Raw genomic sequence first — 24,231 nt, 5'->3', positions numbered from 1 at the left:
GCTGGTGCTGGCCACGGACTGACCGCCGCACCGCGCGATGGGCCGCCCGGCCTCCCTGTCGGGGTGGGGACGGGCGGCCCTGTCGCGCTGGCCGGTCCGGCATCGGCATGACATCCGGCCTGGACCCTGCCCGGCAGGGGTTCCATGCTGGTCCAGGGATGCCGCCCTCGCGGAACGCCGGGCCGCTCGCCGGAGGCACCCCCGTCACTGAGGTGCCGTCCGGCGTCAGCGGGTGTAGAGGATCTTGACGCCTCCCGCGTTGACGGCGGAGACGGAGTTGACCCCGGACAGGCTGGGCACCTGCAGGTTCCGCCAGCCCGCGTTGCTCGCCGCCTCGTGCACGCGGCCGTTGTTGACCGTGTAGACGATTCTCGTGCCGTCCGCCAACGAGATGGCGGACAGGCCGCTCCCGTAGATGGGGCTACCGTTGTACCCCACGGCATACGGCGTCCAGTTGCCGCTTGCGGCCTCCCACACCGCGCCGGCGCGGATCGTGTACAGCACCGTGCCGCCGTTATAGGGAATGGCCGACAGCGCCGACACACCACTCAACGTGGGCACTCGCAGGTTTCGCCAGCCGGCGTTGCTACCGGCCTCGTACACGTAACCGTCCCGCATCGTGTAGACGATCCGCGTGCCGTCGGCCCGCAGCACCGCGCTAACCGCATCCGCGTAGATCGGGCTTCCGTTGTATCCCACCGCGTACGGCCGCCAGTCGACGCTGGACGACTCCCACACCGCGCCCGCGCGGATCGTGTAGAGAACGGTCCCGCCGTTGAAGGCAATCGCCGACACGGCTGAAACGTTGTCGAGGTTCGGCACCCGCAGGTTCCGCCACCCGGCGTTGCTCGCCGCCTCGTACACGTACCCGTCACGCACCGAGTAGATGATCTTCGTACCGTCCGCGCGCCGGACCGCGCTCACCTTCGATGCCGCGATCGAGGCCACCGGAAGCGGCTGCCAGCCGGAGTTGTCCGCTGTCTCGTACACCTGCGTGTTCGACGCGGGCGGGGTCGTGCCCGCGTACTGGTTGTAGTAGTTCGTCGCGTAGCTGATCCGCGTTGACTCGTGACAGGTTCCGCAGCGCTCGTAAAGGTCCTGGAACGCGACGGTCGCGTCGGCGATCGTGCTCGACGCCCGCAACTGCGCCAGCCCGTACCCCGGGATGTTCGTCAGCTCCCACCAGATGAAGCCGAGCTGCGCGTCCAGGCTCCACACGTTCTGACCGGTCACCGCCGCGTACCAGGTCGCGTTGGCGCTCGCGGTCGTGTCCCAGCGGCCGCCGGTGCTCCACTGCGCGATCCCGCGGCCGGGACCGCCGGGCTCCTGCGCCAGCGGGTTGATGTTGGACTCCTGCGCCAGGTTGCCCAGAACGCCTGCGGTCTGTACCGCGGTGAGTCCCTTGCCGACGAAGAAGTCCCACGCGGTCCTGGAGTTGTCGGCGGCACGTGCCTCACCGGGGAAGCCGATCCCGGATACGACGATGAGCCCTGCTAGGGCCAGCAGACCAACGCGCCGCCGTAGCGCGTTCGGCAAACTTTTCATGGTGTGTCCCACTCGTCTCGGTGTCACCGGGTGTAGAGGATCTCCGTGCCGCTGGCGTAGATGGCGGAGACGGCACCGACTCCGCCCAGGTTGGGCACCCGCAGGTTCCGCCATCCCGCGTTGCTTGCCGCCTCGAAGACCGCGCCGTCGCGCACGGTGTAGACGATCCGTGTGCCGTCGGGCCGGTGGAGCGCGCTGACCGCATTCGCGTAGATGGGACTTCCGTTGTACCCCACGGCGTACGGCCGCCAGTCGACGCTGGAGGCCTCCCACAAGGCGCCCGCGCGGATCGTGTAAAGCGTCGTGATCCCGTTGCGGGAGAGGGCCGACACGACGGCCACGCTGTCCAGGTTGGGCACCCGCAGGTTCCGCCATCCCGCGTTGCTTGCCGCCTCGTACACCGCGCCGTCGCGCACGGTGTAGACGATCCGTGTGCCGTCGGACCGCAGCACCGCGCTGACCGCGTCCGCGTAGATCGGACTTCCGTTGTACCCAACGCAGAACGGAACCCAGTCGCCGCTCGCGCATTCCCACAACGCGCCCGACCGGATCGTGTAGAGCACGACCCCGCTGCCGACCGCGATCGCCGAAATCGCCGACACGCCGGCCAGGTTGGGCACGCGCAGGTTGCGCCATCCCGCGTTGCTCGCCGCCTCGTACACGTACCCGTCACGCACCGAGTAGATGATCTTCGTGCCGTCCGCGCGCAGGACCGCGCTCACCTTCGACGCCACGATCGAGGCCACCGGAAGCGGCTGCCAGCCGGAGTTGTGTGCCGTCTCGAACACCTGCGTGTCGCCCGCGGGCGCGTCACCGCCAAGGAACGCCAGCGGGTTGATGCGCGTGCCGGAGGGGTCGTTCATGTGCCAGTGCAGGTGCGGGCCGGTCGAGGAGCCCGAGCCCGGCGCGCCCGGGTAGCCGCCGGACAACCCGACGATGTCGCCCATCGCGACCCGGGTGCCGTTCGCCACGACGAACCCGGACAGGTGCAGGTACTGGGTCTTGTAGCCGTTGTCGTGGTGGATGACCGCCGTGTAGCCGCCGGTGCCGTTGTCGGGGTCGTTGTAGACCACACCGCCGCCCGCCGCAGGCAGCCGGGTGCCGACGGGCATGCCATAGTCGATCCCGCCGAGCGAGCCGCGGGCCAGGTGCCCCTCCCACGTGTCGGTGATCGGGTACCCCGTAAAGGGGTTGTAGAACCCGGGCACGGCCGCGGCCGCCACCCCAGTCCCCACGGTCACGCCTGCGACGGCGACCGCGCCCGCTGTCGCCGTCACACGCAAGAAAGCCCGTCTATCGATTCCGTCCATGCCCACCACCTGGGTCTCAATGCGTTTACGGAATATCCGGGGACGAACCTAGGAAGCGACAGTCTGCGATACATCAGTTGTTCGACCGATGGCCGATCGACGCAATGACGGGTGCGCCATCCGGGACCTGCCTGGTCCGCGACACCCGCTGCGGGGCCCGCTTCGGTATAGGGCGGAGTCATCCGGTCGTCGCAACACCTTGTCGGAGAGGTGGAGCGATGGGCAGTGGGCCGGGGCAGAAGCGGGCTCGGCAGTATCGGGGTCACCCAAGCCGGGAATCCGCAGCATGAGCGCCCAGCCGGCCAGGTCCTGGCCCTCCACTGGTCAGAAGGCGCTTCCGTGAGCATGGCCCCAGGCAGCTCGCACCGCACCAAGCACATCGGCAAGCCCGACACCGCTACCTCGCACACTGGCCACGTACTGCTCCGCTCCGCGGCGTCCCGGAGGACCACACCTGCCCAGGTCGCACGCGGGTCCCGGCCGGGTTGGCTGGATTCGATCAAGCCCGCGGCCTCGGTCTCCGTATGCGAACGCGACGGTGCCGGGGCGAGTCGGAGGTCGCCTGCGAGTTGGCAGGTCGAAGGCAATCGAAACCCGCCATCGAGCACGCCATTGCGGATGAGATCGGTCAGCGCCATCGGCACCAGGTCCGGGCAACATGGTGGAGCGCCCTCATGCGTCGCGTCTCTGGAACGCGATGCTCGCCGCGATCGCCGTCGCGGTGATCCAGGCGAGCAGGACGAGCGCCCCGGTGCCTGGTGTGAGCAGAAGATCGTTGTCGGGGAGGTAAAGGAGGCTCCCTGCCTTGTCGGGCAGCCAGCGGGCGTGCTCGGTGTAGCCGGCCAACAGGGGCGAGACGATCAGGACGAGAGCGAGCATCGTCACCAGCGGAGGGGTCAGCGAACGCAGCAGGACGGTCACCGTGAGAGCGAGCAGCCCGATGAGTACGAGGTAGACCACGGCTCCGAGCAGCGGCCAGAGGTCGAAGTCCCGGGTCGAGCGGATGCCCCGGGCGCTGAGGGTGATCCATGCCGTCGCCGCGCTGGCTCCGATCGTGGCGAGGCTCGTGGTTGCCGCTGCGGTCAGGTAGCCGGCCGCCTTCCCAGCCAGCAGTAGGAAACGATTCGGAGTGGCGGTCAGGGTAGTCACGATCTGGCGTCCCATGTACTCGGTCGCAGCGGTGAGTACGCCGATGAGGACGGGGCCGACCTGGAGGAAGACGATCGTCTGGGTCGTGATCTGCATGGTGTCGCCGGTCGTCGGAGCCGAAGAGGCGAGGGCGGCGGCGAGGGCGATGCCTGTGGCGACCGTTCCGAGTACGGTGGCGAGCAGGGCGGGAAGGCTGCGGAGCTTGACGAGCTCTGCGGCGATCGTGCGGGCGAAGGGGCGGTTCATGCGTCACGGCGGGTGAATACGACAGCCGAGACCGCAAGGAGCCCGAATGCCCAGGCGGCCATGACGAGGCCGCCGGTGAGCGGATCCAGCGCGTCGTCGAAGGCGGCGAAGCTCTCGCGGGCGAACAAGCGGATGCCGGCGAGGTCGGGCAGGAACCGAGCCAATGGTGTGACCTGGGAGAGGAGGAACGACACCGAGACGAGGGAGCTGTTGGCGATGAGCACGATGAGCGGCATGATGCCGCTGCGGATGAGAACCGTGATCGCCAACGCAAGCAGCCCCATCAGTGCCCAGTAGAGCCCTGCCCCGAGGGCGCGAGCGATCGTCTCGCCGGTGTCGTCGGGCGTGACGGCGGTGCCGATGACGAGGTGGGCCAGCGCGATACATGCGGCGATCGTCACGGCCGCCGTGATCGCGATGAGCACGACGACGGCGACGGCTTTCGCCGCGAGCAGGGTGAGACGCCGAGGGGTGGCCGTCAGGGTCGCGGTGATCTGCCGTCCGCCTCCGGCGTCGGAGCTGTTGGCCGTGTATTCGCTGCTGATCGCGACCACGCCGAGGATGACGGCCCCGACGACGCCGAGGGGAACCGCGGCGAACGCCGTCTCGGCCGGGGAGGTCTCGAAGCCGTCGAAGCGGGGGTCTCCGCCGAGGGCGGCGCGGGCATACGAGGCGTTGAGCAGGGTGATCCCGACCGATCCGGCCACGGCGACGCCGATCGCGCCGAGCGAAGCAGGCAGGGTCGCGGTCTTGCGCAGTTCGGAGGTGACCGCGCGCAGCAGGCTCACTGCGTGCTCCCTGCGCGATCGGTGCCGGTGAGGGCGAAGAAGGCGTCCTCGAGCGTGGCGTAGCCGGCGGTGACCTCTCCCAGCGGGCCGGCCGCGACGACGCGCCCTCCGGAGATGACCACGAGGTCATCGGCGATCTCGGTAACCTCACTCATCAGGTGGCTGGACAGCAGGATGGTGCCGCCCGCGTCCGCGTGGCCGCGGAGCAGACAGCGAATCCACCGGATGCCCTCGGGGTCGAGGCCGTTCACCGGCTCGTCCAGCACGAGCGCCGCCGGCTCGCCTAGGAGTGCGGCGGCGAGCCCGAGGCGCTGCCCCATGCCGAGGGAGAACCGGCCGACGCGGGTGCGGCCCGCACCGGCAAGGCCCACCTGGTCGAGCACCTCGTCCACGCGGCGCTTCGGGATGCCGCCCGCGCGGGCGACCCAGGCGAGGTGGTTGCGGGCCGTGCGGGATCGGTGCGCACCGGAGCCATCGAGCATGGACCCGACCGTGCGCGCCGGGTCGCACAGGCTCCGGTACGGCCGCCCGTCGATGAGGGCGGTCCCGACGGTGGGGCGGTCCAGGCCGAGCAGAATGCGCAGCGTCGAGGACTTGCCCGCCCCGTTCGGACCGAGGAACCCGGTCACCCGGCCGGGATGCGCCTGGAACGTGACGTCGGACAGGACGGTACGGGAGCCGTGCCGCTTGGTGAGGCCGCTGATCGAGAGCATGCCGCCATGCCACCAGAGCGCCTCGGCCGCGTCATCGGACCCAGGACCAGACCTCGCCGCCTGCGCTCGGACCCCGGTCTGTCAGACCCAGGTCCGATCCGGCTGGGAGGCCCGAAAACTAGACTTGGCCGATGGAGACAGACCGGCCGACGTGGCGCTCGCGCGCGTGGCTCGTCGCCGTCGCCGTCCTCGCCATGCTCGCACTCGTGCTCACGACCGTCGGCGTCGACAACCCCGTATCCGTGTGGGGGGCCCTGGCCGTGTCCGCGGGGGTCACCGCCCTGGTGATCGCCTGGGCGCTCGCCCGCACTCGCTCGGAGCGCCGCCACTACGAGGAGGAACTGGCCTCATGGGCCGCGGAACAGGCTACGCAGGCCGAACGGCTGCGGATCGCCCGCGACCTGCACGACCTCGCCTCCCACGGCCTCGGCCTCATCACCGTCCGAGCCGCCGCCGCGCGCACCCTGACCGGACCTGACGGTGAGGCGGAGAGGGCGAATGCGCTGGCCGACATCGAGCGCGCCAGCCGGCAGACCACGACCGAGCTGCGCCGCATGCTCGCCCTGTTGCGCACCGCCGGACCCGCCCCGCTGCGCCCGGCCGACACCCTCGACGACCTCCCAGCGATCGTCAAGGCCGCGAACGATGCCGGACTGACCGTCACCCTCGGCGACGAGGAGGTGGGCGACGTGACCGCAGGCGTGCAGCTCACCGTCTGCGCGGTCGTCCGCGAGGCCCTGAACAACACGATCCGGCATGCCGGACCTTCCCACGCCCGCGTCGGGATTCACCGCGAGGCAGACACCATCATCGTCGAAGTCCAGGATGCCGGCCCGCGACCCGGCTGGCAGCCTCAGCCCGGTGCCGGCCACGGCCTCGACGGGCTCCGCGAACGCGTCGCCGCTCTCGACGGCAGCCTCCACGCCGAGCAGGCCGATGACGGCTGGCTGCTCACCGCCCGCATCCCCGACCGAGGCGCGACATGACCACCGATGACGCGCGAGCCGCGATCCGGGTGCTCATCGCAGACGACCAGCCCCTCCTGCGACACAGCCTCGCCCTGCTCGTGGGCGCAGCCCCCGACCTCGCCATAGCCGGAGAAGCCGCCACCGGGCACGAGGCCGTGTCGCTGGCCCGCGACCTGCGCCCCGACGTGATCCTGATGGACATCCGCATGCCCGGCGGAGACGGGATCGAGGCGACCCGCACCATCGCCGCAGACGCCACGCTCTCGGGCTGCCGAGTGCTCGTCCTGAGCATGTTCGAGCTCGATGAGTACGTCTACGGCGCGCTCCGCGCCGGAGCCAGCGGCTTCCTCCTCAAAGACGCCCGACCCGACCAGCTCCTCGACGCGATCCGCCGCACCCATGCCGGCGAATCCATGTTCGCCCCCACGATCCTGACCCGCCTCATCGAGCACTACGTCAGCCGCCCCGCTGCCTCGCCACGGGGACTCGACATCCTCACCAAGCGGGAGGCCGAAGTGCTCACCCTGGTCGCACGCGGCCTGTCCAACGACGACATCGCCGACACCCTCATCATCTCGATCAAGACCGTCAAGACGCACATCGGCAACCTCCTCGCCAAGCTCCACGCCCGCGACCGTGCCCAGCTCGTCATCGCCGCCTACGAGCACGGCCTGATCGCCCCCGCCTAACCCAGCTCCTTCGCCACTCCACACGCTCACCACCTGATCCCTCAGCGTCTGCATGAGGCTTCCCGGCCTTCGACCAACACTCGCCAAGTACCCGCGAAGGAATTTGCCCGTGGTTCCAGGCGCGGTGGATCTGCCCAGCGCCGGTGCCGGACGCTCGGCTCGTAATGCGGGGCGAGTCAGCTTTGTTCGGCGTCGGCGGGGAAGCGCTCCACCGGGCTGGCCGTCGACCAGCTGGCAAGCAGCCGCAGCTTCTCCTCCGAGGCGGATCCCGGCTCGGCGGTGTACGCCTTCATGCTCAGCCCCGGGTCACCGGGCAGGCCCAGCTCGTTGAAGGTCAGCGTGATCTCCCCGACGAGTGGGTGGCGCAGCCTTTTGACGCCGGTGTGGTGCATGTGCACGTCGTGGGTGGCCCACCAGGTGCGGAACTGCTCGCTGCGGGTCACGAGCGGTCGGGGCCACCTCTTAAGGTGCTTCACGCCGCCTCGACCTCGTCGGTGAGTTCGTTCAGATCCACCGGGCAGCCTGCGGTCCACCGCCGGCTGGAGACCGGGGCCGTGTTGCGGCCCACCTTCATCATGAGCGGATGCCCGTCGTCGCAGGTGGTACCACGACAGCTGTACGCCCGCGTGGCCGTGTCGTCGCCGGTTGGGTGGTCGGGGTCGTGGCGGCATGGGGAGTCGTCGCCGGGCTGCATCTCTTCGGCCTTCGACTGGCCAACCTGGGGTTGCTCGGCCTGATCATCACCGGGCTGGGCTGGCTGCTGGCGATGGCCGTCACCGGGATCGCCCTGGTGGCCCTGTGGCCCAGGGTCGGGCCGGTCAAGGCGCTGACGCTGGTGCTGGTTCCTGGGTTGCTGGCCCCGGTGACGATCGTGGCCGTCGACTGGACATCCGTCTTCGTCCACAACTTCTACCGCCTCCACCGGGATGACTTCCGCACCGCGGCCGGGCTCGCCGACAAGGTCACGGCCGAGTACGGCGACCGGTACGGCCAGGTTCTGCCGAAGGATCTGCGGCACCTGTCGTCCATGGGGCGGGCGGTGCGGATCGGCACCGAGGGCAGCGGGCCGACGGGCGTCCTCCTGCCGGTCTGGGTCGGCACGCCAGACGGCGCGGCCGGCTACGCGTACCTCACCGGGACGCCGGGTGACACGAGCTTCGACTGCTTCGCGGACCCCTGCCGGATGCGCTGGTCGCTCGGCGACGGCTGGTACTGGCTGGACTGACACCGGGGCGGGACACGGGTGCCGCCGGTGGCGGATCCCGTAGGCGGTGGGTGGTCGGGCCTCATGGCGGGGACCGGGCTGGTCAGCCGCAGCTACTGCCTCGGTGGTTTGGTGCCGGTGCAGGGCGTGGGCGCGTTCACCGGAACACTGGTGCCGATCGACGGCGAGGCGACCCTGCGCGTCGACGCGCCTGAACCTGGCCAAAGGTCCGTTCCACGACCCACCGTCGGGGCTGGACGTGGAAGCCCTTCCCAGGCCATGGCGGGGCAACAGGCCGTTACGCAGAGAGCCATTGGCGTTCTTGACAGTCTCGGCCCCGTTGGGACACCCTTTGGGCCAGATCGCGCCCGAAAGTCCGTGGCTCATGAGCGTGCAGCTGCAAGGCCAACATTCCAAATTCCGCGCCGATCGTAGAGACAAGGAGGTCCATTTGCGTCGCGATATCGCAGTCAGCTTGGCTGCACTTGTCGCCGTGCTCGGAATCCTGATTCCTCAGGAGTCCGCACTCGCCGGCACTGGCGCACCGTTCAAGCTGCCTTACCGGGCTGGACATGCGTACACCATTACCCAGACGCCTGGAAGCGGCTATTCTCACAACGACGGCTATAATCGACATGCCGTTGACTTCGCCATGCCGCAAGGCACCCCGATTGTCGCCTCGGCGGCCGGCACCGTCTACTACGAGGGGTGGAGCACCGGCGGAGGCATCATCGCCTTGATCGACCACGGCAACAACCGTTGCTCTCAGTACGCCCATCTCAGCGCCACCATCGTCAACAGGGGGCAATGGGTGGCGCAGGGGCAGCATATCGGCGCGTCCGGCGCCACCGGAAACGTGACCGGCCCACATCTTCACTGGAATGTCGTCTACTGCGATTCTCAGCTCAGCCGCGAAATCCCCAATACCGTGGAGGCCGGCACCAACTATCCCACCGGCACCGCACCCGTGAGCCAGAACCGCCTTTCCACCGGCCTGCCCGGGGCTGACGGCGAACGGGTTTCCGACTTCAGTGGTGACGGTGTCGCCGATGTCCTGGGAGTCGCTGCCAACGGTGACTTCTGGTACTACCCGCACAGCGGAGCCGGCCTCGGCAACCCGGTCAGGATCGGACACGGTTGGGCGACCTTCAAGCACGTCATGGCTGCGGACTGGAGCGGTGACGGTGCTGCCGACGTCCTAGGAGTCGATTCTTCAGGGAGGCTACTGTACTACCCGAACAACAGCTACAAACTGTCTGGCTACACGCAGATCGGACATGGTTGGGCGACCTTCAAGCATGTTATGGCTGCGGACTGGAGCGGTGACGGTGCTGCCGACGTCCTGGGAGTCGACGCGAACGGAAACCTCTGGTACTACCCGCACAGCGGAGCCGGCCTCGCCAACCCGGTGAGGATCGGACACGGTTGGGCGACCTTCAAGCACGTCATGGCTGCGGACTGGAGCGGTGACGGTGCCGCCGACGTCCTGGGAGTCGACGCGAACGGAAACCTCTGGTACTACCCGCACAGCGGAGCCGGCCTCGCCAACCCGGTCAGGATCGGACACGGCTGGGCGACCTTCATACACGTCATGTGACGTAACCACTCACCAGGGCGGGTCGGCCCAGGCACCAGACACGGTGCCCCGGCCGACCCGCCGACAAGGCGCCTCTCGGCTATTCAACTCCTAACCACCAGACCCGTTCTCGCGTAGCGCATTGCGGCGATGAGGCAGCACCCACGGCCCAACACCAACGCCCTCACATGCCGCAGACCGAGCGGTTGAGGTCGCGGCTGGATCGCCGGCTGCCGCCGGTTCGTACGGCGTCTGGCGGCCGCCGTGGATGGCGCTGGCGATTGACAGAGGCCCGTGGTGGTGGACGACGCTCGCCGCAATCGGCACGTGGACGAAGGGCCCGACATGCCGGGCCCGAGGTCGAGACCGTCCTGGGCATCAAGGTCCTGCCCCCGACGGTCCGCGCGGAACGACCGGCGCGCCGGCAGCCTGACGAGTCGGGCAGTCCAACAGGCAGAGGCTGCGGCCACAGCGTAGCGATAGCCTGCCGTCATGGCGGGCACCGAACTGGATGAGTTGATCGTCGCGGATAGGACGGCGACGGAAGTCTTGGCCCGCGCTGATCCTTCCCGTCCTCAGACCACGCGCCATGGTGCATGAATCCGCCGCTGAGCCAGCCTGCTCGGCGCGGTTCAGATCGCGTCCGTTGCGGCCAGTGCGTCTACGCGATTGGTGGTTCGACGCGCCGCCCGACTCACAGCAGTCGGACCTTCAGTTGAACCGCAGGCCCTTGCCGACGGCGCCGACCCGAACGTGACGGTTGGTCGGTTCCGAGGGTCGGTGCTGGCCGACGCTGCGCGCACTGGCCGGCTGGAAATTGTGCGCCTGCTGGTGGATGCCGGCGCCTGCATCGGTCCAGCCGATCCCTACAGGGCGTCGCCGCTGCGCGTTGCCGTGATCGAGGCGCACGCGGACGCGGTGCAGTTCCTCGCCGCCCACGGGGCGCTCACGGCGGAGCCCGCCACCAGGTCGAGCGTCCTGACCGAGGCCCTGTCCCATATCGCGTTCCACCCGACGCCTGCGGCTCTTGCGACGCTACGGGTCCTGTTGGAAGCGGGGGCGGCCCCAGGCCCGAGCGAGGAAGCACCTGTTATCACCGCAGTGATGCAACCCGTTGCACCGGCAGTGCTGCGCCTTCTCCTCGCCTACGGCGCTCGCCAACCAACAGCGTTCCGACGCGACACCGGCGATCGTCGTGGCCGCCCGACGCGGCGATCACGCCGCAGTGGACGTGCTCCTGCAGGCTGGCGCCGACGTGGACACCCGCGACGCGCGGGGGCGAACGGCGTTGATGCACGCGGTCGAACGCAACGAACAGCAGGTCATCGCGGCCCTCCTACTGGCCGGCGCTACCACAGACGCCGTCAGCGCCGACGGCATGACCGCGCTGCAACTGGCCCAAGGCTGGCAGCGCCAGAACGTCCAGTTCATGCTGGGGGAGCGCCACGTCGGCCTGGACGACGTGCCGATCACGCGCACCGTCGTCCGGGCCGTCCCGACCGTCGTCCGACTCACCGGCGACCCACAGATGCTCCACCTGCTGGCAAACGTCATCGACATCGCCCTCGACGACCTTGGCGACGACGAATGGAACACTCTGACGGGCACGCACGCCGACACGGCACGGATCATCACCATGCGGCTGCGCGACCAGGCCGTCCCAGCGGCCAACGCATCCTGGCATCAACTGGACGCCACCGCAGACGAACTCGCCGCCGTACGCTCGGCCTTGGGTGGAACTCGCCTACGGCACCACCCACATCATGCCGACCGGCACCAGCAGGCTGGAAATCATCGACGTGCTTGATGAGATCAACCGACAGCTCGGCCGCTAGGTCCCGTCTGGAGTTGTGATCACGCTGGTGTGGAGGCCGGCCGGCCGCTCCATGCTGCTACCCAGTTACATGCAGAACTTCAGGCAGACTGCTTGGCCTGGGCGGCGTCCCGATGCTGAGATCAACGGCGCGAGGGTGAGGTCGAGCTCGCCGGCATCGATGGCGGCCAGGTGCGCGTCGATCTCGGCGTCGTTGGCCAGCCCTGCGGCGAGCAACTCGGCGCGGACCATGCGCACCGTCGCGGTCTCCAGCCGGTCGCAGGCTACCCCGCCGACCGGGAAGCAGCCGGCCGCCGTGACATCGACCAGGCCGGCCGCACGCAACGCCCGCGGCAGCGTACGGCCGTAGCGCAGGTCGGCGCCGCGGCGGGTCATCAACTCCCGGATGGCGCGCCGCAGCCGGTTGGCGCGCTGCTGTGCCGGGCCAACCTCATCGAGGCAGGCTAGCGGCTGCAGCTCGGTGTCGGCGTCCTCGACCAATAGCCAGCCGCCGGGCCGCAGCGCCGCCACCATCGTCGCCAACGCACGGGCACGGTCGGGCACGTGGACGAGCACGAGCCGGGCGTGTACCAGGTCGAACGTGCCTGGCTGCGGCGGCGGGTCCCCGACGATGTCGTGCCGGAGCACCTCGTACCCGCCGTGCGGGTCCAACCAGGCCGGATTGATGTCCGTGGCCAGCACGTAACCGGTTGGTCCGACGGCCGTGGCGAGTGCCTCGGGAATGCTGGGGCCGCCGGCGCCGACTTCCCAGCAGCGCCAGCCCGCCTCTACTCCGAGCCGGTCGAAGTGCCCCCGTGTGACACCGTCGAACAGCTCGGCCAGCCAGGTGAACCGCTCGCCCGCCTCCACGCGGGCGTTGTCGAGCAGGTAGCGGTGATCCGGGGTAGACCCGGGGGAGTCCGGCGATGGGGGCCTGGACCCCACGCCAGCAGTATTCATCGGCCCGCCTGCGGTCGTGTCCGGCTCGGACTCAGGGTCGGCGAGAGGCTGCGATGAACTCATGCCTACATCCTCACGACCTACCGCGTGCTGTGTCAGTGCGACACGGGATGAAACCAGACACAGCCTGGCTCCAGGCAAGCAGGCCGATCCCTCACCCTCGACAGGACTACGCGCGGGCAATGGCCGCGGTGCGAGTCATCGAGCGCGACTACGGCCTGGTCGCGGTCGAGGGTGCGGGGCGGCGCCGGGCGGCCGGGCACAATCCCGCAGGTGACAGCACGGTCTCGCCGGTACTCGTTTCCAGGCCGAGACCACCGCACGCACGTGCGCTTTACCGGCGACGAGTACGCCGAGCTGGCCGCTACGGCGACACGGGCGGGGCTGACCACGACCGGGTACGTCTGGGAGGCGGCGCTGGCGGCAGTGCGGGGCGTGAACGCCACGGGCGAGGTCGACACCGGCACCCGGGCCGAGCTGGCGGCGCTGCAGCGGGACCTGTTCGCCGCCCGGGCCGCGGTCAACCAGGCCGCGGCCGAGCTGCGCGGCACGCCGGCCGGGTCCGGGGCCGACTGAGCCGGAACGACATCCCGTAGGCCGTCCCGGCATGCCCCGTCGGGCCCATTCGGGCGCGGTGATCGGCCGACGAAGAACTCCATGAGGATCTGTCCGCCGGCCTCGATCACGACGTCGAGGAGTTCTGCTGCTGCGGTTGCACATTGAGACGGCGTGCCGTCGGGGTGGGGCGTTGGCGTTGAGGCCAGTGGATCTGGACCGGGATCAGTGTCTGGTCATGTTGCGGGAGAAGGGCGAGACGGTGCTCACCGACCCCCAGACTTGGATGCGCGAACCCTGAACTTCCGTGTGTTGACCCATTCCGGCGCTGAGTGTGCGATTATCGCACCATGGCTGATGGCTGGGACTGGCCCCTTGTCGGTGAGCAGGTACGACAAGCCCGCCTGTCGTTGGGGATCTCGCAGCAGGATCTCGCGGCGATGGTGGGGCTAGACCGCACCATGCTGGCCAAGGTTGAGGCTGGCAGCCGCCGTTTGGACGGCTTGGAGTTGGCTCGGCTTTCCAGGGCACTGAAGGTGTCGATGGAGTACTTGATTCAGCCGCCGCCAGCGGTGTTGTCCCGACGGGCGGCGCCGCTGACCGAGGAAACCGACACTGAGGCAGCACGGTCGTCGGAACGCCTCGAAATCGCCATGGTTGAGTGGCTGCGCAATGTCCAGCAGTTGCTGGACCTTGGCGTATTGCGTACCCGTCCGCTGCTTCGCTACCCGCACCCGGTGGCATCCGAGGATGATGCGCGTCAGACAGCCTGGTGGTTGCGACAGCGGTTCGGGCTCGGCGATGAACCGATCGGCAGCATCATGGACGTCTGTGAGCGCGCAGGTCAGTGGGTTCTGGTTACCGACCTGCCAGGCGACGGCGCATCGCTCATCGAGGGCGACATCGCCGTTGCTGTCGTGAGCACTACGGGCGATCCTGGCCGCCGGCGGGCTACCGCTGCACATGAGTTGGGGCATCTCATCATTGGTGATGAGTATTCCGCCGACCTCGGCGTGAGTGCCTCGCGTGCAGAACGGGAGGCGGTGATTGACGCCTTCGCCGCGGAACTGCTGCTGCCCGTGCAAGCGATTGCCGCAGCCGGAGCCCGCGGGACGGTGAGCCGGGACCAGATCGTGAGCTATGCGGCTCGATACCGTACCTCTTGGTTGCTGGCGTTGCGGCAGGCTGAGCAGGCAGGGACCATCGACCCAGAGACGCGTAGGGCCTGGAGCCAGGTTCGGCCGACCCACGTGGAGTTCATGGAGGCGTTGGGCTGGGCACCGCAGCCCGACCTTGCATCGGTACGGGTATCGCCCGCCTACGCAAAGGCCGTGATGGAAGCGTTGCGGAACAGGCGAATCACCCGGGCCAGGGCTCTGGAGTTGATGCATGGTCACATCGCCGAGGCGGATCTACCGCAGGACGACGACCTGGAGATCGCGCCGTGAGCCGGTCGACGCACGTGTCAATCCCCTGGAATCGTGGAGGGCGTCGTTATGCGGCCCGGGCCTCCAGGACGCGGGTTTCTGATCGTTCGTAGTCGGCGGGTGAGCGCCAGTCGCAGACGGAGTGTCGGCGGCGCCGGTTGTAGAAGTCGGTGATCCAGGTAGCGATCTTCAGGCGGGCCTCGGTGCGGGTGCGGAAATGACGACGGTGTACGTACTCGACCTTGATGGTGGAGAAGGTGGCCTCGGCGACGGCGTTGTCGAAGCACGACCCGACCCGGCCCATCGATTGGCGTACCTTCCATCGGGCGCAGGCTTGGGCGAAGTCGGCCGAGGCGAATTCGCTGCCCCTGTCGCTGTAGAAGATCACCCCTTCGACGCTGCCGCCGCGGGTGACGGCGGCCATGTTCAGCGCTGCGACGACCAGCTCGGCGTTGTGGTGGGCGCCCATCGCGTAGCCGAGGATGCGACGGGAGTACAGGTCGATGACGGTGGCCAGGTAGAGCTTGCCCTCGTCGGTGCGGATCTCGGTCATGTCGCCGCACCAGGCGACATTCGGCGCCGGCGCGGTGAACACCCGCTTGACCAGGTCCGGCGCGGCCGGCCGTGTGCCCTGGCGGGTCAGGCCCCGCCGGCGGCGCTTGACACGGGCGGTCAGGCCGAACTCGGCCATGAGCTGCGCGATCGTGTTGTCCGAGACCCGCCAGCCCTGCTCGCGCAGCTCGATACCGACGCGTGGGCTGCCGTAGGTGCCGCCCGAGTCGTCGAAGACCTTCCTGACCTCGGCTGCCAGCCGGGCACGCCGATCATCGCGGCGGGTTGGCGGCCGGTCACGCCATTTGTAGAACCACGACTCGGACACCCCCAACGCCCGGCAGGCCAGCGCGTGCGGCACGGAATGCTCGGTCCTCTGGGAAGCGATGAAGGCGGCCACGCTCACCGGCCCGTCGCTTCCTTGACCCACAGGACCACGGATCGCTTGAGGACATCACGCTCCATCGCCAGCTCGGCGTTCTCCCGCCGCAACCGGGCCAGCTCCGCCCGCTCATTCTCGGCCAGTTGCCCGGCCGCGGCCTCACCGCGAGTCTCGCGGTCCCTCTTCACCCAGTTCGCCAGAGTCCCGCTGTTGATCCCCAGGTCACGGGCGACCTGCGCGATCGACTTACCCGTCTCCCGCACAATGCGCACCGCACCCGCCCGGAACTCCGGATCGAACTGCCGTCTCGTCTCAGCCATGAACCTCTATCCCTCAAGCTCTGACCTCCACGCTACGAGGGGAACGGCACGTCATGGGTCAACCCGTGCCGTAGATGCACCAGCGTGGCCAACAGGCGATCCCTGAACGCGAACCGGTGTTTCGCCCCAGCGCCAATCCCGCGCCGACGCGCCCGCGCGGCAAGCCGATCGCGGTGCCGGGCCTGCCAGCGCGGCGCCAGCTCCACAACCAGGCCCTCGATCACCAGCCGGGACAGCCCCGTCATCCGACGATTCATCATGATCGCAGCACCAACCATGCCAGGAACAACGATCATCGATACTTAAAGATCCGCAACCGTGCACGAGGTCGTAAGGGTGCCGGCGGTGGCGAGCGCGGCGCTGAGCACCGCGCGCACGCTGGCGGTCAACACGGACCGGTCTCGCCCGGCGGCCCAGTGAGTGCCGCCGCTGTTGCGGTATTCGATGAGGGTCAGCGCGTCGCTGTCGTTCCCGGATGTGAGCGAGGACTGGTGCAGGGAGAGGATCTCGACGCCGATGTGCTGCTCCTCGAGCAACCGGGCGGTGGCTTCGACAGGGCCGACGTCGTAGCTGCCGCTGTGCTCCACTCCGTCGATGCGCAGGCGGATATCCGTGCGGCTCGTGCCATCGTGGCTCCCGGATTCGAGGTCGATCAGCTCGATGTCATCGGTGTCGGGAGTCAGGTAGGCAGATTCGAAGAGCTTGAGCAGCTGTGGCGGGTCGATCTCGAGACCTGTGGTGTCGGCGCATTCCTGCACCCGGCGTGCGAAGTCGATCTGGAGACGGCGGGGCAGCTCGATGCCGTACTCGGCTTCGAGGAGGTAGGCGATGCCGCCTTTGCCGGACTGGGAGTTGACGCGGATGACCGCGTCGTAGTTGCGTCCGATGTCAGCGGGGTCGATCGGCAGGTAGGGCACTCGCCACTCGATTTCTCGCTCCGTGCGGTTCTCGGCCGCGGCCCGGTCCCGGTGCTCGGCGAAGCCCTTCCTGATGGCGTCTTGGTGGGTGCCGCTGAAGGCGGTGTGCACGAGGTCGCCGACGTAGGGGTGGCGGGGGTGCACTTCGAGTTGGTTGCAGTGCTCGACGGTACGGCGGATCTCGTCGATGTCGGAGAAGTCGACCATCGGGTCGATGCCCTGCGCATGGAGGTTCAGCGCCAGGGTCGCGATGTCGACGTTGCCGGTGCGCTCCCCGTTGCCGAAGATGCAGCCTTCGACACGTTGCGCGCCGGCCAGCACCGCAAGCTCCGCGCATGCGATGCCGGTGCCGCGGTCGTTGTGCGGGTGGACCGAGAGGATCACGCTGTCGCGGCGGGAGAGATTCTTGTGCATGTACTCGATCTGATCGGCATACACGTTCGGACTCGCGACTTCGACGGTCGCCGGCAGGTTGAGGATCACCGGCCGTCCGGGCGTCGCGTCCCACAGCGTCGTCATCGCGTCGCAGATGTCGAGGACGTAGTCGGGCTCGGTGAGATTGAAGACCTCGGGCGAGAACTCGAATCTCACGTTCAGCATGCCGTCGGTGAGTGCCAGGACGTCGCGACCGCCACGGAGGATGAGCTCCTTCAGTTCGTCGGCCGGGTGACCGAGCACGACATCGCGCCAGGTCGGGGCGGTGGCGGTGTACATGTGGATCACGACCTGGTTCGGGATGCCGCGGATCGAGTCCACCGTTCGCTCGATCAGGTCGCGACGGGCCGGCGTGAAGACCACGATGGTGATGTCCTCAGGCGCGATGTCGGACTCCGCGATGAGGCGCACGAAGTCGAAGTCCGTCTGGGACGCCGACGGATAGCCGACCTCGATCTCCTTGTAGCCCATCGCCACCATCAGCTCGAAGAACCGGCGCTTGCGCCCAGGATCCATAGGCTCGGGCAGTGCCTGGTTGCCATCACGCAGGTCGACCGGCACCCACAACGGAGCCTTGGTCAGGCGGCGGCTGGGCCAGTCACGTTCGGTGAGGGGGATCTCGACGCGTGCGTAGACGTCGCGGTAACGGTACGACGGCATCTGCGATTCCCGCTGGCGGTTCCAGGCGGGAGCGGCATCCGGAACAGGACCTGAGGGCGTGGCGATCGTGGGAAAGCTGGACATGCTGGCGGTTCCTTCTCATCGAGGCTGGGAGATGAACCGGCGCACGTCTCGACTCCACGGTGGGAAGCCGGTTCGACGAGGCCCCGCCGTGGCAGCGAAGGAGAAGCACCTGCTGGATCAGCACCCAGGCACGCTAGCACAACTCCTCAGACAAGTAGACAGGTAGAGTTCTCATCATGAATGACGAGCCAGCGACTGTTTCGTCCAACGTTCCAGCACTTCGAGTGTTCGTCGCCGGGGCGACCGGCGTGATCGGATCGCGCTTGCTGCCTCTGCTCACCCGGGCCGGCCACACCGTGGCCGGGATGACCCGCACCGCGTCGAAGGCGGCGCTGGTCCAGGAGCTCGGTGCAGAGCCCGTGGTGTGCGATGTCTACGACGTCGCCGCGCTCACGACCGCGGTGAAGGGCTTCCGACCCGACCTGGTCCTCCATGAGCTCACCGACCTGCCTGACACCACCGAGGAGCTTCCGGCTCGACGGGCAGACAACGCACGCATTCGCATCGAGGGGACACACAACCTCATCGCTGCAGCCACTGCCGCGGATTGCGGGCGACTCCTCGCGCAGAGCGTTGCCTGGGAGCTGCCACCCGGCAACGGCGCTGAGGCCGTCCGGGCGCTCGAGGACGCCATTCTCGGCTTCGGTGGCGTCGTACTGCGCTACGGCCAGTTCTACGGACCTGAGACGTTCTATCCCGACGCCCCGCCCGCCGGCCCCCGCATCCATATCGATGCCGCCGCGGAGCGCACGGTCGCCGCGCTGGATCGGCCCAGCGGGATCCACACGATCACCGACGACACCGCCACCTCGGACTGAGAGGGACGGCTCATGGAGCAGGTACAGCGAACCTCATTGGCTGACCAGGCTGCGCAACTCCTTCTCGAGCGGATCCGCGCGGGCGAGTGGCACCTCGGCGCGAAGCTCCCCGGCGAGACGACGCTGGGCCCCCAGCTCGGCGTCGGCCGATCGACGGTTCGCGAGGCGATCCGACAACTGGCCGGGCGTGGCGTTCTCGAGACCCGGCAGGGTGCAGGGGTGTTCGTCACGGCGCTCGACGTCAACGAGGACTGGGACCTGGTACTACGACAAGCAGACATCGCCGCGGTCATCGAGGGCCGCATCGCCATCGAAACCGAGGCGGCATCGCTCGCGGCTCAGCGGCGTACCGCATCGGACATACGAGCAATGCGACGGGCCCTCGCGCAACGCGTCACAGCAGGGCAGAGCGCTGAGAAGTACGTCGATGCCGACATGGCACTGCACCGCACCGTCGTGGCCGCGGCCCACAACAACGTCCTGCTGGAACTCTTCGACGGGTTCGTGCCACGGGTCCGCCGGGCGATGATCGACATGCTCAACCTGCAGCCAGCCGGCACCCCGTGCGACTCCGACGCGTCTGGGAACGACCAGGAGGCACATGCCGAACTCGTGAAGGCCATCATCGACCGCGAGTCAGCCATGGCCGCCCAGCTCAGCCGTACCCACCTCACCTCACTAAAGGCGGCCCTGGCGTGACCAACGGCAGCGTCGCCCACGCACGGCCCGTCATCGAGCTCGCCGAGGTCACGTTCCGGCGCGGCGAGCAGACCATCCTCGACTCGGTCAGCTTCACCGTACATCCGGGTGAGCACTGGGCGCTGATCGGCCCTAACGGTGCTGGCAAGAGCACGATCCTGGGATTCTGCGGTGCGCTCACGCATCCCACCTCCGGGACGGTCGACGTCCTTGGCTACCGGCTCGGGCGTGTTGAGCTACAAGCACTGCGCCGTTCCATCGGTCATGTCAATCCACGACACCCGCTGACCTCTCCGCTTGCGCTGCGTGAGGTGGTGCTGACCGGACTGACCGGCTCGATCGAGCTACCGCTGCGCTGGCAGCCCACACCCTCTCAGGTCCGCGCCGCCGATGCCCTGATCGAGCAGATCGGCCTGGCCGGGAAGTACGAGGCAAAGTGGCCGACGTTGTCGCAGGGTGAACGCGGCCGCGCCCTGATCGCCCGCGCACTTATCTGCGAGCCCGATCTGCTCCTCCTCGACGAGCCGACCACCGGTCTCGACGTGGCTGCGCGCGAGCAGCTGTTGGCGACCATCGCAGCGCTCGAACATACTCACCCCGAACTCGCCTCGATCCTGGTCACCCACCACCTCGAGGAGCTTCCGCCGAGCACCTCACACGCCGTCCTACTCAACGATGGACGCATCGTCAGGTCCGGTCCAGCAGCAGACGTCCTCACCACCGAGTACGTGTCGCTCGCCTTCACCTACCCCATTCAGGTCGGCCAGCACGGAAGGCGATGGTTCGCGCGAGCGAGTTCAGCCGACGGGAAGTACCCGGTCGCAAGAGCTAAGACCCAGGCTTACTCGACTTGAGCCGTAGGCCACAGAGGCGCTGAAGAACTCACGGGCGGGCCCCGCACACGCACGCCACCAAGATTGGATGTCAACAACGTCTTGGCCCGCAACACCTAGACATGCTCTTGGGAATCTACGGATCAGAAGGTCAGGTAGGCCTGGGCAACCGCGCCTGCGGACTGCCCTGCGGGCGGCCTTCGGCCGTCCTCGGGCGCCCGCAGCGCGTCGTTCCAGAGTCAGCGGATCGTCAGCGAACGCCGTACCGCGTGGTGACTCCCGATCATGCTCGACGGCACGACCGATGCGTGACCACGCGGTACGGCACTTGATCACACTCGCCGCTGCGTCAGGTCACTTTCCCCGGACGGGGCCAAGGTTCGTCCGGTAGGGCGCTCCACCTTGTCCCCGTCCGGGGAGGCTGGACGGTCTGGCGACTGCCCGACGAGGAGATCCGCTTCCTGGAGACAGCCTGTCACCCCGTCGCGGCAGGCGAGGCGTTACATAGTGCGTCGACGCGCTCGCGCCAAGCGCTTACTTCAACCGGCATGGTGAGTTCGGCGGTTCGCTGTTCGGGGGTCTGCACTGAGAAGCGCATCGGCAGAGGATTCGGGCTGGCCATGCGGCAATCAACCATCAGCCGGACGTCTATCCCGCCTGTGCTGCCTGGGACCAACAACAGTGACTGGCCGGTGTCGCGTACCAGCACGCCCGTCTCCTGAGCTCCAACGAAACGAACCATGACCGGTATGGAGCCAGCATTTACCACCGTGAGCTGGGCGTCCACCTTGGCATTCCCGTCGCGTCCGGTGCCCCCGCTGGTTGGGCCGGCCATGGCGTTGACCGCGACCGTGGCCGACTGTGCCTGTTGTTCGCGGCGTTCCTGGAACTTGGCAACACCGACACCGCCAAGCGCCACACCGAGAGCGAAGGTACCGACGAGGTACAGCGCCACACGTTGTCTGGACGGCATGCGCTCACCCGGACTCTCGTCCGATCCGGCAGGATCACCCTCTCTCTGATCTAGGTCGATGAACCCATGCTCTGTTGCCATGCCGAAAGCATAGGGCCGACCTGCCCAGCGCCGTCCTCGTCACCGGTCCGCATCCAGTCCGCAAGAGGCCGACGGACAGCAACAGAGAAGTGTGAGATGTCGCGAATCAATTCCGCTGTTGGACCCCATACGCCCAGGTCGCCATGACGGTCAACTTGATCTCGTAATGCGTAGGTCGCTGATGCGGTCGCTTCCAAGTGATGCCCGGACCTGCGGGTCGCGGAGGACTTTGACCGTCCCGAGTTCGGCGCTTGGATGTCGGTCATAGACCTCGCACACGCACGCGACATCCCGGTCTGGGTTGACGATCCAGTCCTTCGGGCCATCGCCCGCCACAGCGGGTTGCCCGCATTCTCAACCCCAGCGCTGATCGACTACCTCGCCGAGAGGCAGACCATAGCAATCTTCCGCCGCGAAACGACCGTGCGCTGCATGATCAAGGGACGCGTAGGCGACCTGCCCCTGGACGAAGGAAGGTTGCTGGAACTCGCAGAGGACGAGAGATGGATGCCTGGAGCCGTCGCGGCCGTCATAGCCCGCGCGGCAGCATGGGCCGACGAACACCGTGCAATAGCCCTGTATCGGCGCCTGCTGTCCGAGGCGGAGCGTAACGGTACCGCACCGGTTGGGCAGTGGCTCTACTCCGCCGTTGCGGGTGCCGCTACCGCCGCCAACACACCGGCCGCAGCCAGTCGGCTCGCAGCCATACTCCTCGCCCAAACCATCCACGACCTCGACGCACGCGGCGAATCCGTGGCCCAACTGCTCGCGGCGACCCGCCGCGCCCTGTACGACTGCGATGACGTTGACAGCGAGGCAGCCCCCGACCCCCTGCCTCTCTGCAGCCGGCTGCTGAGTGCGTCGGCGAGCGACCGAGTGCTCCCGCACCTGGTCGCTCGTGACGTGCTCACCCGATTCGCTGCCCTTCCCGACCATGACCGCCTCGCCGTCACACAGGCACTACTCGAGTGAACGGAAGGGCCGCCCTGCCACGGCAAGCAAGTATGGATGCCTGATCCGGAGCTGCCAGTGCATCCGCAACAGCGGATCAGTCGCGGCCGAATCGCTGTCGAAGCGCACGTACTCGTAGGAGCTCACTCCCACGGACTCCCGAGGCCGGCGGGCCAGCACTCGCTGATGCTCTACCGCCCGTGCCCACCTGGTCCACGCCGACCGCATCACTCCGTCACCGTCCCCATCACGAAACTCTGGACTGGTCATCGGCCTGATGGTCGTCGTCCGGGACCTCCGGCTTGTCTTCCTCTATCTCTCGCACCGGGTGACCATGCTCCCGCCGGTCCACCCGGTTTGGTCGGTGCCCGCGCCCCGTCTGGGTACTGCCGCAGATAGGCATCCCGGGTGCTCGGCGACGCGCGTCCGTCACGGCCAGCGTCTCGGACGGTACTGGCCCTCTGGTGGCGCCCTGCGGGGTACCACCAGAGGGCCGCAGCAGGCCGAGTGCCGTCACCCGGTGAGGAAGCCGGCCACCGTCATCAGGCAGGTGACCACGGTGATGAAGCAGCCGCCGCCTACCACGATGGCGGCTGATGGTTTGTGGCCTGCCAGCCATGTCAGCACGCTGGCGGCCGTGCCTGCCAGGACGCCGACGATGATGACAATGGGTCGTGGGCGGATTTCGGCCGGCAGGGCCGACGGCCTCCGGCGGCATGGCGGCGGTGGGCTCGGCTGGCCGAATCTAACATGCGAATCGATATTCATTTTCGATAAGGTTGGGCTGTGGCGGACGAGTACAGCACTTCCGGTGAGTTCCTCGACATCCTCAGCCGCGACGCCTGGGCGGCGTTGCGCGAACCGGTCACCAGGGCCCTACGGGGTATCGATTCGGCGGTCGGCCCTCTAATCGACCTCGGCGCGGGCAGCGGACGGGGGACGCTGCTGCTGGCCGAACTGGCACCCTCGGCATTCGTTCTGGCCGTCGAGCCGTCCCTGGTCCAGCGCGCAGTGCTGCTCGCCCGGCTGGCCGACGATCCGGTGTTGGCGGAACACGTTTCCGTCATCGCGCAGCGCACCGAGACGGCGCAGTTGCCCGACGCGATCGGCGGGGTCCTCGCGATGAACATGATCGGCCACCTGAGCCCGGACGACCGCCGGCAATTGTGGCGCCGGCTGGGCGACCGGATGGGTCCGGAGGTCCCCTTGGTGGTGAACCTGCAAGCACCCGCGCGTGTGGAGGCGATCCCGGATGCGGACTTCGCCGCTGTGCGGATCGGCTCCTGCACCTACGAGGGCGGGGGGCGTGCCGAGCCGGACGGCCCCGAAGCCGTCGCGTGGCACATGCGCTACGGCGTTCGCGACCAGAAGGGTGACCTTGTCAGCGAGGCGGCGGCCACCTACCGGTGGTACGTCCTTGACGAACAGACGCTGCTCGCCGAACTGGCCGAGGTGGGCCTCGCCGCGCAGCCGTGCGGGCTGGGCGTCTACCGTGCGGCCCGCGTCACCGACTGACCAGCAACGATGCCGGACGCGACCCCGGTCCGACCGGCCGAATCCGATTGGGGGGCGGTCGGCTCCCG

At 68.3% G+C, this 24,231-nt stretch carries 25 protein-coding genes and 1 pseudogene; 13 read left to right on the top strand and 13 right to left on the bottom strand.

What is annotated here, in order from left to right:
• Window positions 1-225: 225 nt before the first annotated feature.
• From ACZ6Q9_RS30835 to ACZ6Q9_RS30815, 5 genes are all read right to left on the bottom strand, one after another.
• Window positions 226-1,557 (bottom strand): phage tail tip lysozyme, encoded by a 1,332-nt coding sequence (locus ACZ6Q9_RS30835; protein WP_396830701.1) that lies wholly within the window; start codon window positions 1,555-1,557, stop codon window positions 226-228.
• Between the two features lie 11 nt (window positions 1,558-1,568).
• Window positions 1,569-2,855, bottom strand: a complete 1,287-nt coding sequence (locus ACZ6Q9_RS30830; protein ID WP_396830748.1) for a M23 family metallopeptidase — start codon at window positions 2,853-2,855, stop codon at window positions 1,569-1,571.
• A 672-nt stretch (window positions 2,856-3,527) separates the two neighbouring features.
• Entirely contained in the window at window positions 3,528-4,250 is a 723-nt protein-coding gene (locus ACZ6Q9_RS30825) for a hypothetical protein (protein WP_396830703.1), read from the bottom strand.
• Window positions 4,247-5,038: a hypothetical protein gene (locus ACZ6Q9_RS30820; protein ID WP_396830704.1), complete on the bottom strand. Its 792-nt coding sequence runs from the start codon at window positions 5,036-5,038 to the stop codon at window positions 4,247-4,249. The genes ACZ6Q9_RS30825 and ACZ6Q9_RS30820 overlap by 4 nt, the downstream gene beginning before the upstream one ends.
• Entirely contained in the window at window positions 5,035-5,751 is a 717-nt protein-coding gene (locus ACZ6Q9_RS30815; RefSeq protein ID WP_393455457.1) for an ABC transporter ATP-binding protein, read from the bottom strand. The genes ACZ6Q9_RS30820 and ACZ6Q9_RS30815 overlap by 4 nt, the downstream gene beginning before the upstream one ends.
• Before the next feature lie 131 nt (window positions 5,752-5,882).
• Between ACZ6Q9_RS30815 and ACZ6Q9_RS30810 the strand changes: the two genes are divergently transcribed.
• Entirely contained in the window at window positions 5,883-6,737 is an 855-nt protein-coding gene (locus tag ACZ6Q9_RS30810) for a sensor histidine kinase (protein WP_396830706.1), read from the top strand.
• Window positions 6,738-6,811: 74 nt separating this feature from the next.
• A complete protein-coding gene (locus tag ACZ6Q9_RS30805; RefSeq protein WP_396830749.1) occupies window positions 6,812-7,408 on the top strand; it encodes a LuxR C-terminal-related transcriptional regulator in 597 nt (198 codons plus the stop codon).
• Window positions 7,409-7,584: 176 nt separating this feature from the next.
• Here the strand turns inward: ACZ6Q9_RS30805 and ACZ6Q9_RS30800 are convergent, their stop codons facing one another.
• Window positions 7,585-7,851, bottom strand: coding sequence for an MmyB family transcriptional regulator (locus ACZ6Q9_RS30800; protein WP_466021457.1), 267 nt, complete (start codon window positions 7,849-7,851; stop codon window positions 7,585-7,587).
• A gap of 140 nt (window positions 7,852-7,991) precedes the next feature.
• Here ACZ6Q9_RS30800 and ACZ6Q9_RS30795 point away from each other — a divergent pair, with 140 nt between their 5' ends.
• From ACZ6Q9_RS30795 to ACZ6Q9_RS30780, 4 genes and pseudogenes are all read left to right on the top strand, one after another.
• Window positions 7,992-8,633 (top strand): hypothetical protein, encoded by a 642-nt coding sequence (locus ACZ6Q9_RS30795; RefSeq protein WP_396830708.1) that lies wholly within the window; start codon window positions 7,992-7,994, stop codon window positions 8,631-8,633.
• Between the two features lie 364 nt (window positions 8,634-8,997).
• Window positions 8,998-10,209 carry a peptidoglycan DD-metalloendopeptidase family protein gene (locus ACZ6Q9_RS30790; protein ID WP_466021456.1) on the top strand — a complete coding sequence of 404 codons (1,212 nt, stop codon included), beginning with the start codon at window positions 8,998-9,000 and terminating at the stop codon, window positions 10,207-10,209.
• Between the two features lie 651 nt (window positions 10,210-10,860).
• Window positions 10,861-11,073, top strand: a pseudogene (locus ACZ6Q9_RS30785) (hypothetical protein); the annotation flags it as partial.
• A 310-nt stretch (window positions 11,074-11,383) separates the two neighbouring features.
• Window positions 11,384-11,995: an ankyrin repeat domain-containing protein gene (locus ACZ6Q9_RS30780; protein WP_396830751.1), complete on the top strand. Its 612-nt coding sequence runs from the start codon at window positions 11,384-11,386 to the stop codon at window positions 11,993-11,995.
• A gap of 93 nt (window positions 11,996-12,088) precedes the next feature.
• Here the strand turns inward: ACZ6Q9_RS30780 and ACZ6Q9_RS30775 are convergent, their stop codons facing one another.
• A complete protein-coding gene (locus tag ACZ6Q9_RS30775; protein ID WP_396830712.1) occupies window positions 12,089-13,024 on the bottom strand; it encodes a methyltransferase domain-containing protein in 936 nt (311 codons plus the stop codon).
• Between the two features lie 210 nt (window positions 13,025-13,234).
• Here ACZ6Q9_RS30775 and ACZ6Q9_RS30770 point away from each other — a divergent pair, with 210 nt between their 5' ends.
• Together ACZ6Q9_RS30770 and ACZ6Q9_RS30765 are read left to right on the top strand one after the other, a co-directional pair.
• Window positions 13,235-13,537 carry a plasmid mobilization protein gene (locus tag ACZ6Q9_RS30770; RefSeq protein ID WP_396830713.1) on the top strand — a complete coding sequence of 101 codons (303 nt, stop codon included), beginning with the start codon at window positions 13,235-13,237 and terminating at the stop codon, window positions 13,535-13,537.
• 329 nt (window positions 13,538-13,866) lie between these two features.
• Window positions 13,867-14,964, top strand: a complete 1,098-nt coding sequence (locus ACZ6Q9_RS30765; protein WP_396830714.1) for a helix-turn-helix domain-containing protein — start codon at window positions 13,867-13,869, stop codon at window positions 14,962-14,964.
• Window positions 14,965-15,010: 46 nt separating this feature from the next.
• Here the strand turns inward: ACZ6Q9_RS30765 and ACZ6Q9_RS30760 are convergent, their stop codons facing one another.
• Genes ACZ6Q9_RS30760 through ACZ6Q9_RS30745 form a run of 4 tightly spaced genes read right to left on the bottom strand, consistent with a single transcriptional unit; the run spans window position 15,011 to window position 18,209 of the window.
• Window positions 15,011-15,901 (bottom strand): IS3 family transposase, encoded by an 891-nt coding sequence (locus tag ACZ6Q9_RS30760; protein WP_396830716.1) that lies wholly within the window; start codon window positions 15,899-15,901, stop codon window positions 15,011-15,013.
• On the bottom strand, window positions 15,898-16,197 hold the full coding sequence (locus ACZ6Q9_RS30755; protein ID WP_396830717.1) for a transposase: 300 nt from the start codon (window positions 16,195-16,197) through the stop codon (window positions 15,898-15,900). Before ACZ6Q9_RS30755 ends, ACZ6Q9_RS30760 begins: the two co-directional genes overlap by 4 nt.
• Window positions 16,198-16,229: 32 nt before the next feature.
• Window positions 16,230-16,493 (bottom strand): hypothetical protein, encoded by a 264-nt coding sequence (locus tag ACZ6Q9_RS30750; RefSeq protein ID WP_396830719.1) that lies wholly within the window; start codon window positions 16,491-16,493, stop codon window positions 16,230-16,232.
• A 6-nt stretch (window positions 16,494-16,499) separates the two neighbouring features.
• Entirely contained in the window at window positions 16,500-18,209 is a 1,710-nt protein-coding gene (locus ACZ6Q9_RS30745) for a 2-isopropylmalate synthase (protein WP_396830752.1), read from the bottom strand.
• A 260-nt stretch (window positions 18,210-18,469) separates the two neighbouring features.
• On the opposite strand from ACZ6Q9_RS30745, the gene ACZ6Q9_RS30740 reads away from it, so the two are divergent.
• The 3 genes from ACZ6Q9_RS30740 to ACZ6Q9_RS30730 are packed head-to-tail and all read left to right on the top strand — an operon-like array spanning window position 18,470 to window position 20,664.
• On the top strand, window positions 18,470-19,111 hold the full coding sequence (locus ACZ6Q9_RS30740; protein ID WP_396830720.1) for an NAD-dependent epimerase/dehydratase family protein: 642 nt from the start codon (window positions 18,470-18,472) through the stop codon (window positions 19,109-19,111).
• A 12-nt stretch (window positions 19,112-19,123) separates the two neighbouring features.
• On the top strand, window positions 19,124-19,810 hold the full coding sequence (locus ACZ6Q9_RS30735; RefSeq protein WP_396830722.1) for a FadR/GntR family transcriptional regulator: 687 nt from the start codon (window positions 19,124-19,126) through the stop codon (window positions 19,808-19,810).
• Window positions 19,807-20,664: an ABC transporter ATP-binding protein gene (locus ACZ6Q9_RS30730; RefSeq protein WP_396830724.1), complete on the top strand. Its 858-nt coding sequence runs from the start codon at window positions 19,807-19,809 to the stop codon at window positions 20,662-20,664. Before ACZ6Q9_RS30735 ends, ACZ6Q9_RS30730 begins: the two co-directional genes overlap by 4 nt.
• A 454-nt stretch (window positions 20,665-21,118) precedes the next feature.
• Here the strand turns inward: ACZ6Q9_RS30730 and ACZ6Q9_RS30725 are convergent, their stop codons facing one another.
• Window positions 21,119-21,697 carry a hypothetical protein gene (locus tag ACZ6Q9_RS30725; protein ID WP_396830726.1) on the bottom strand — a complete coding sequence of 193 codons (579 nt, stop codon included), beginning with the start codon at window positions 21,695-21,697 and terminating at the stop codon, window positions 21,119-21,121.
• A gap of 255 nt (window positions 21,698-21,952) precedes the next feature.
• Here ACZ6Q9_RS30725 and ACZ6Q9_RS30720 point away from each other — a divergent pair, with 255 nt between their 5' ends.
• The gene (locus tag ACZ6Q9_RS30720) at window positions 21,953-22,669 is read left to right on the top strand and encodes a hypothetical protein (protein ID WP_396830728.1); all 717 of its coding nucleotides are present in this window, start codon (window positions 21,953-21,955) and stop codon (window positions 22,667-22,669) included.
• 492 nt (window positions 22,670-23,161) lie between these two features.
• Here ACZ6Q9_RS30720 and ACZ6Q9_RS30715 read toward each other — a convergent pair whose 3' ends face one another.
• On the bottom strand, window positions 23,162-23,416 hold the full coding sequence (locus tag ACZ6Q9_RS30715) for a hypothetical protein (protein ID WP_396830729.1): 255 nt from the start codon (window positions 23,414-23,416) through the stop codon (window positions 23,162-23,164).
• A gap of 18 nt (window positions 23,417-23,434) precedes the next feature.
• Between ACZ6Q9_RS30715 and ACZ6Q9_RS30710 the strand changes: the two genes are divergently transcribed.
• Window positions 23,435-24,163 carry a methyltransferase domain-containing protein gene (locus ACZ6Q9_RS30710; RefSeq protein WP_396830730.1) on the top strand — a complete coding sequence of 243 codons (729 nt, stop codon included), beginning with the start codon at window positions 23,435-23,437 and terminating at the stop codon, window positions 24,161-24,163.
• Window positions 24,164-24,231 lie beyond the last annotated feature (68 nt).

The sequence above is a fragment of the Micromonospora sp. NPDC049139 genome (assembly GCF_055586845.1).
This window is presented reverse-complemented; position numbering and strand designations above follow the sequence as displayed.

Bases quoted from the DNA above. Each gene is read 5' to 3' on its own strand.
- ACZ6Q9_RS30830 (WP_396830748.1), bottom strand. From the start codon at position 2,855: ATGGACGGAATCGATAGACGGGCTTTCTTGCGTGTGACGGCGACAGCG.
- ACZ6Q9_RS30825 (WP_396830703.1), bottom strand. From the start codon at position 4,250: ATGAACCGCCCCTTCGCCCGCACGATCGCCGCAGAGCTCGTCAAGCTC.
- ACZ6Q9_RS30815 (WP_393455457.1), bottom strand. From the start codon at position 5,751: ATGCTCTCGATCAGCGGCCTCACCAAGCGGCACGGCTCCCGTACCGTC.
- ACZ6Q9_RS30810 (WP_396830706.1), top strand. From the start codon at position 5,883: ATGGAGACAGACCGGCCGACGTGGCGCTCGCGCGCGTGGCTCGTCGCC.
- ACZ6Q9_RS30795 (WP_396830708.1), top strand. From the start codon at position 7,992: ATGCCCGTCGTCGCAGGTGGTACCACGACAGCTGTACGCCCGCGTGGC.
- ACZ6Q9_RS30790 (WP_466021456.1), top strand. From the start codon at position 8,998: ATGAGCGTGCAGCTGCAAGGCCAACATTCCAAATTCCGCGCCGATCGT.
- ACZ6Q9_RS30775 (WP_396830712.1), bottom strand. From the start codon at position 13,024: ATGAGTTCATCGCAGCCTCTCGCCGACCCTGAGTCCGAGCCGGACACG.
- ACZ6Q9_RS30765 (WP_396830714.1), top strand. From the start codon at position 13,867: ATGGCTGATGGCTGGGACTGGCCCCTTGTCGGTGAGCAGGTACGACAA.
- ACZ6Q9_RS30755 (WP_396830717.1), bottom strand. From the start codon at position 16,197: ATGGCTGAGACGAGACGGCAGTTCGATCCGGAGTTCCGGGCGGGTGCG.
- ACZ6Q9_RS30750 (WP_396830719.1), bottom strand. From the start codon at position 16,493: ATGATCGTTGTTCCTGGCATGGTTGGTGCTGCGATCATGATGAATCGT.
- ACZ6Q9_RS30745 (WP_396830752.1), bottom strand. From the start codon at position 18,209: ATGCCGTCGTACCGTTACCGCGACGTCTACGCACGCGTCGAGATCCCC.
- ACZ6Q9_RS30740 (WP_396830720.1), top strand. From the start codon at position 18,470: ATGAATGACGAGCCAGCGACTGTTTCGTCCAACGTTCCAGCACTTCGA.
- ACZ6Q9_RS30735 (WP_396830722.1), top strand. From the start codon at position 19,124: ATGGAGCAGGTACAGCGAACCTCATTGGCTGACCAGGCTGCGCAACTC.
- ACZ6Q9_RS30725 (WP_396830726.1), bottom strand. From the start codon at position 21,697: ATGGCAACAGAGCATGGGTTCATCGACCTAGATCAGAGAGAGGGTGAT.
- ACZ6Q9_RS30720 (WP_396830728.1), top strand. From the start codon at position 21,953: ATGTCGGTCATAGACCTCGCACACGCACGCGACATCCCGGTCTGGGTT.
- ACZ6Q9_RS30715 (WP_396830729.1), bottom strand. From the start codon at position 23,416: ATGAATATCGATTCGCATGTTAGATTCGGCCAGCCGAGCCCACCGCCG.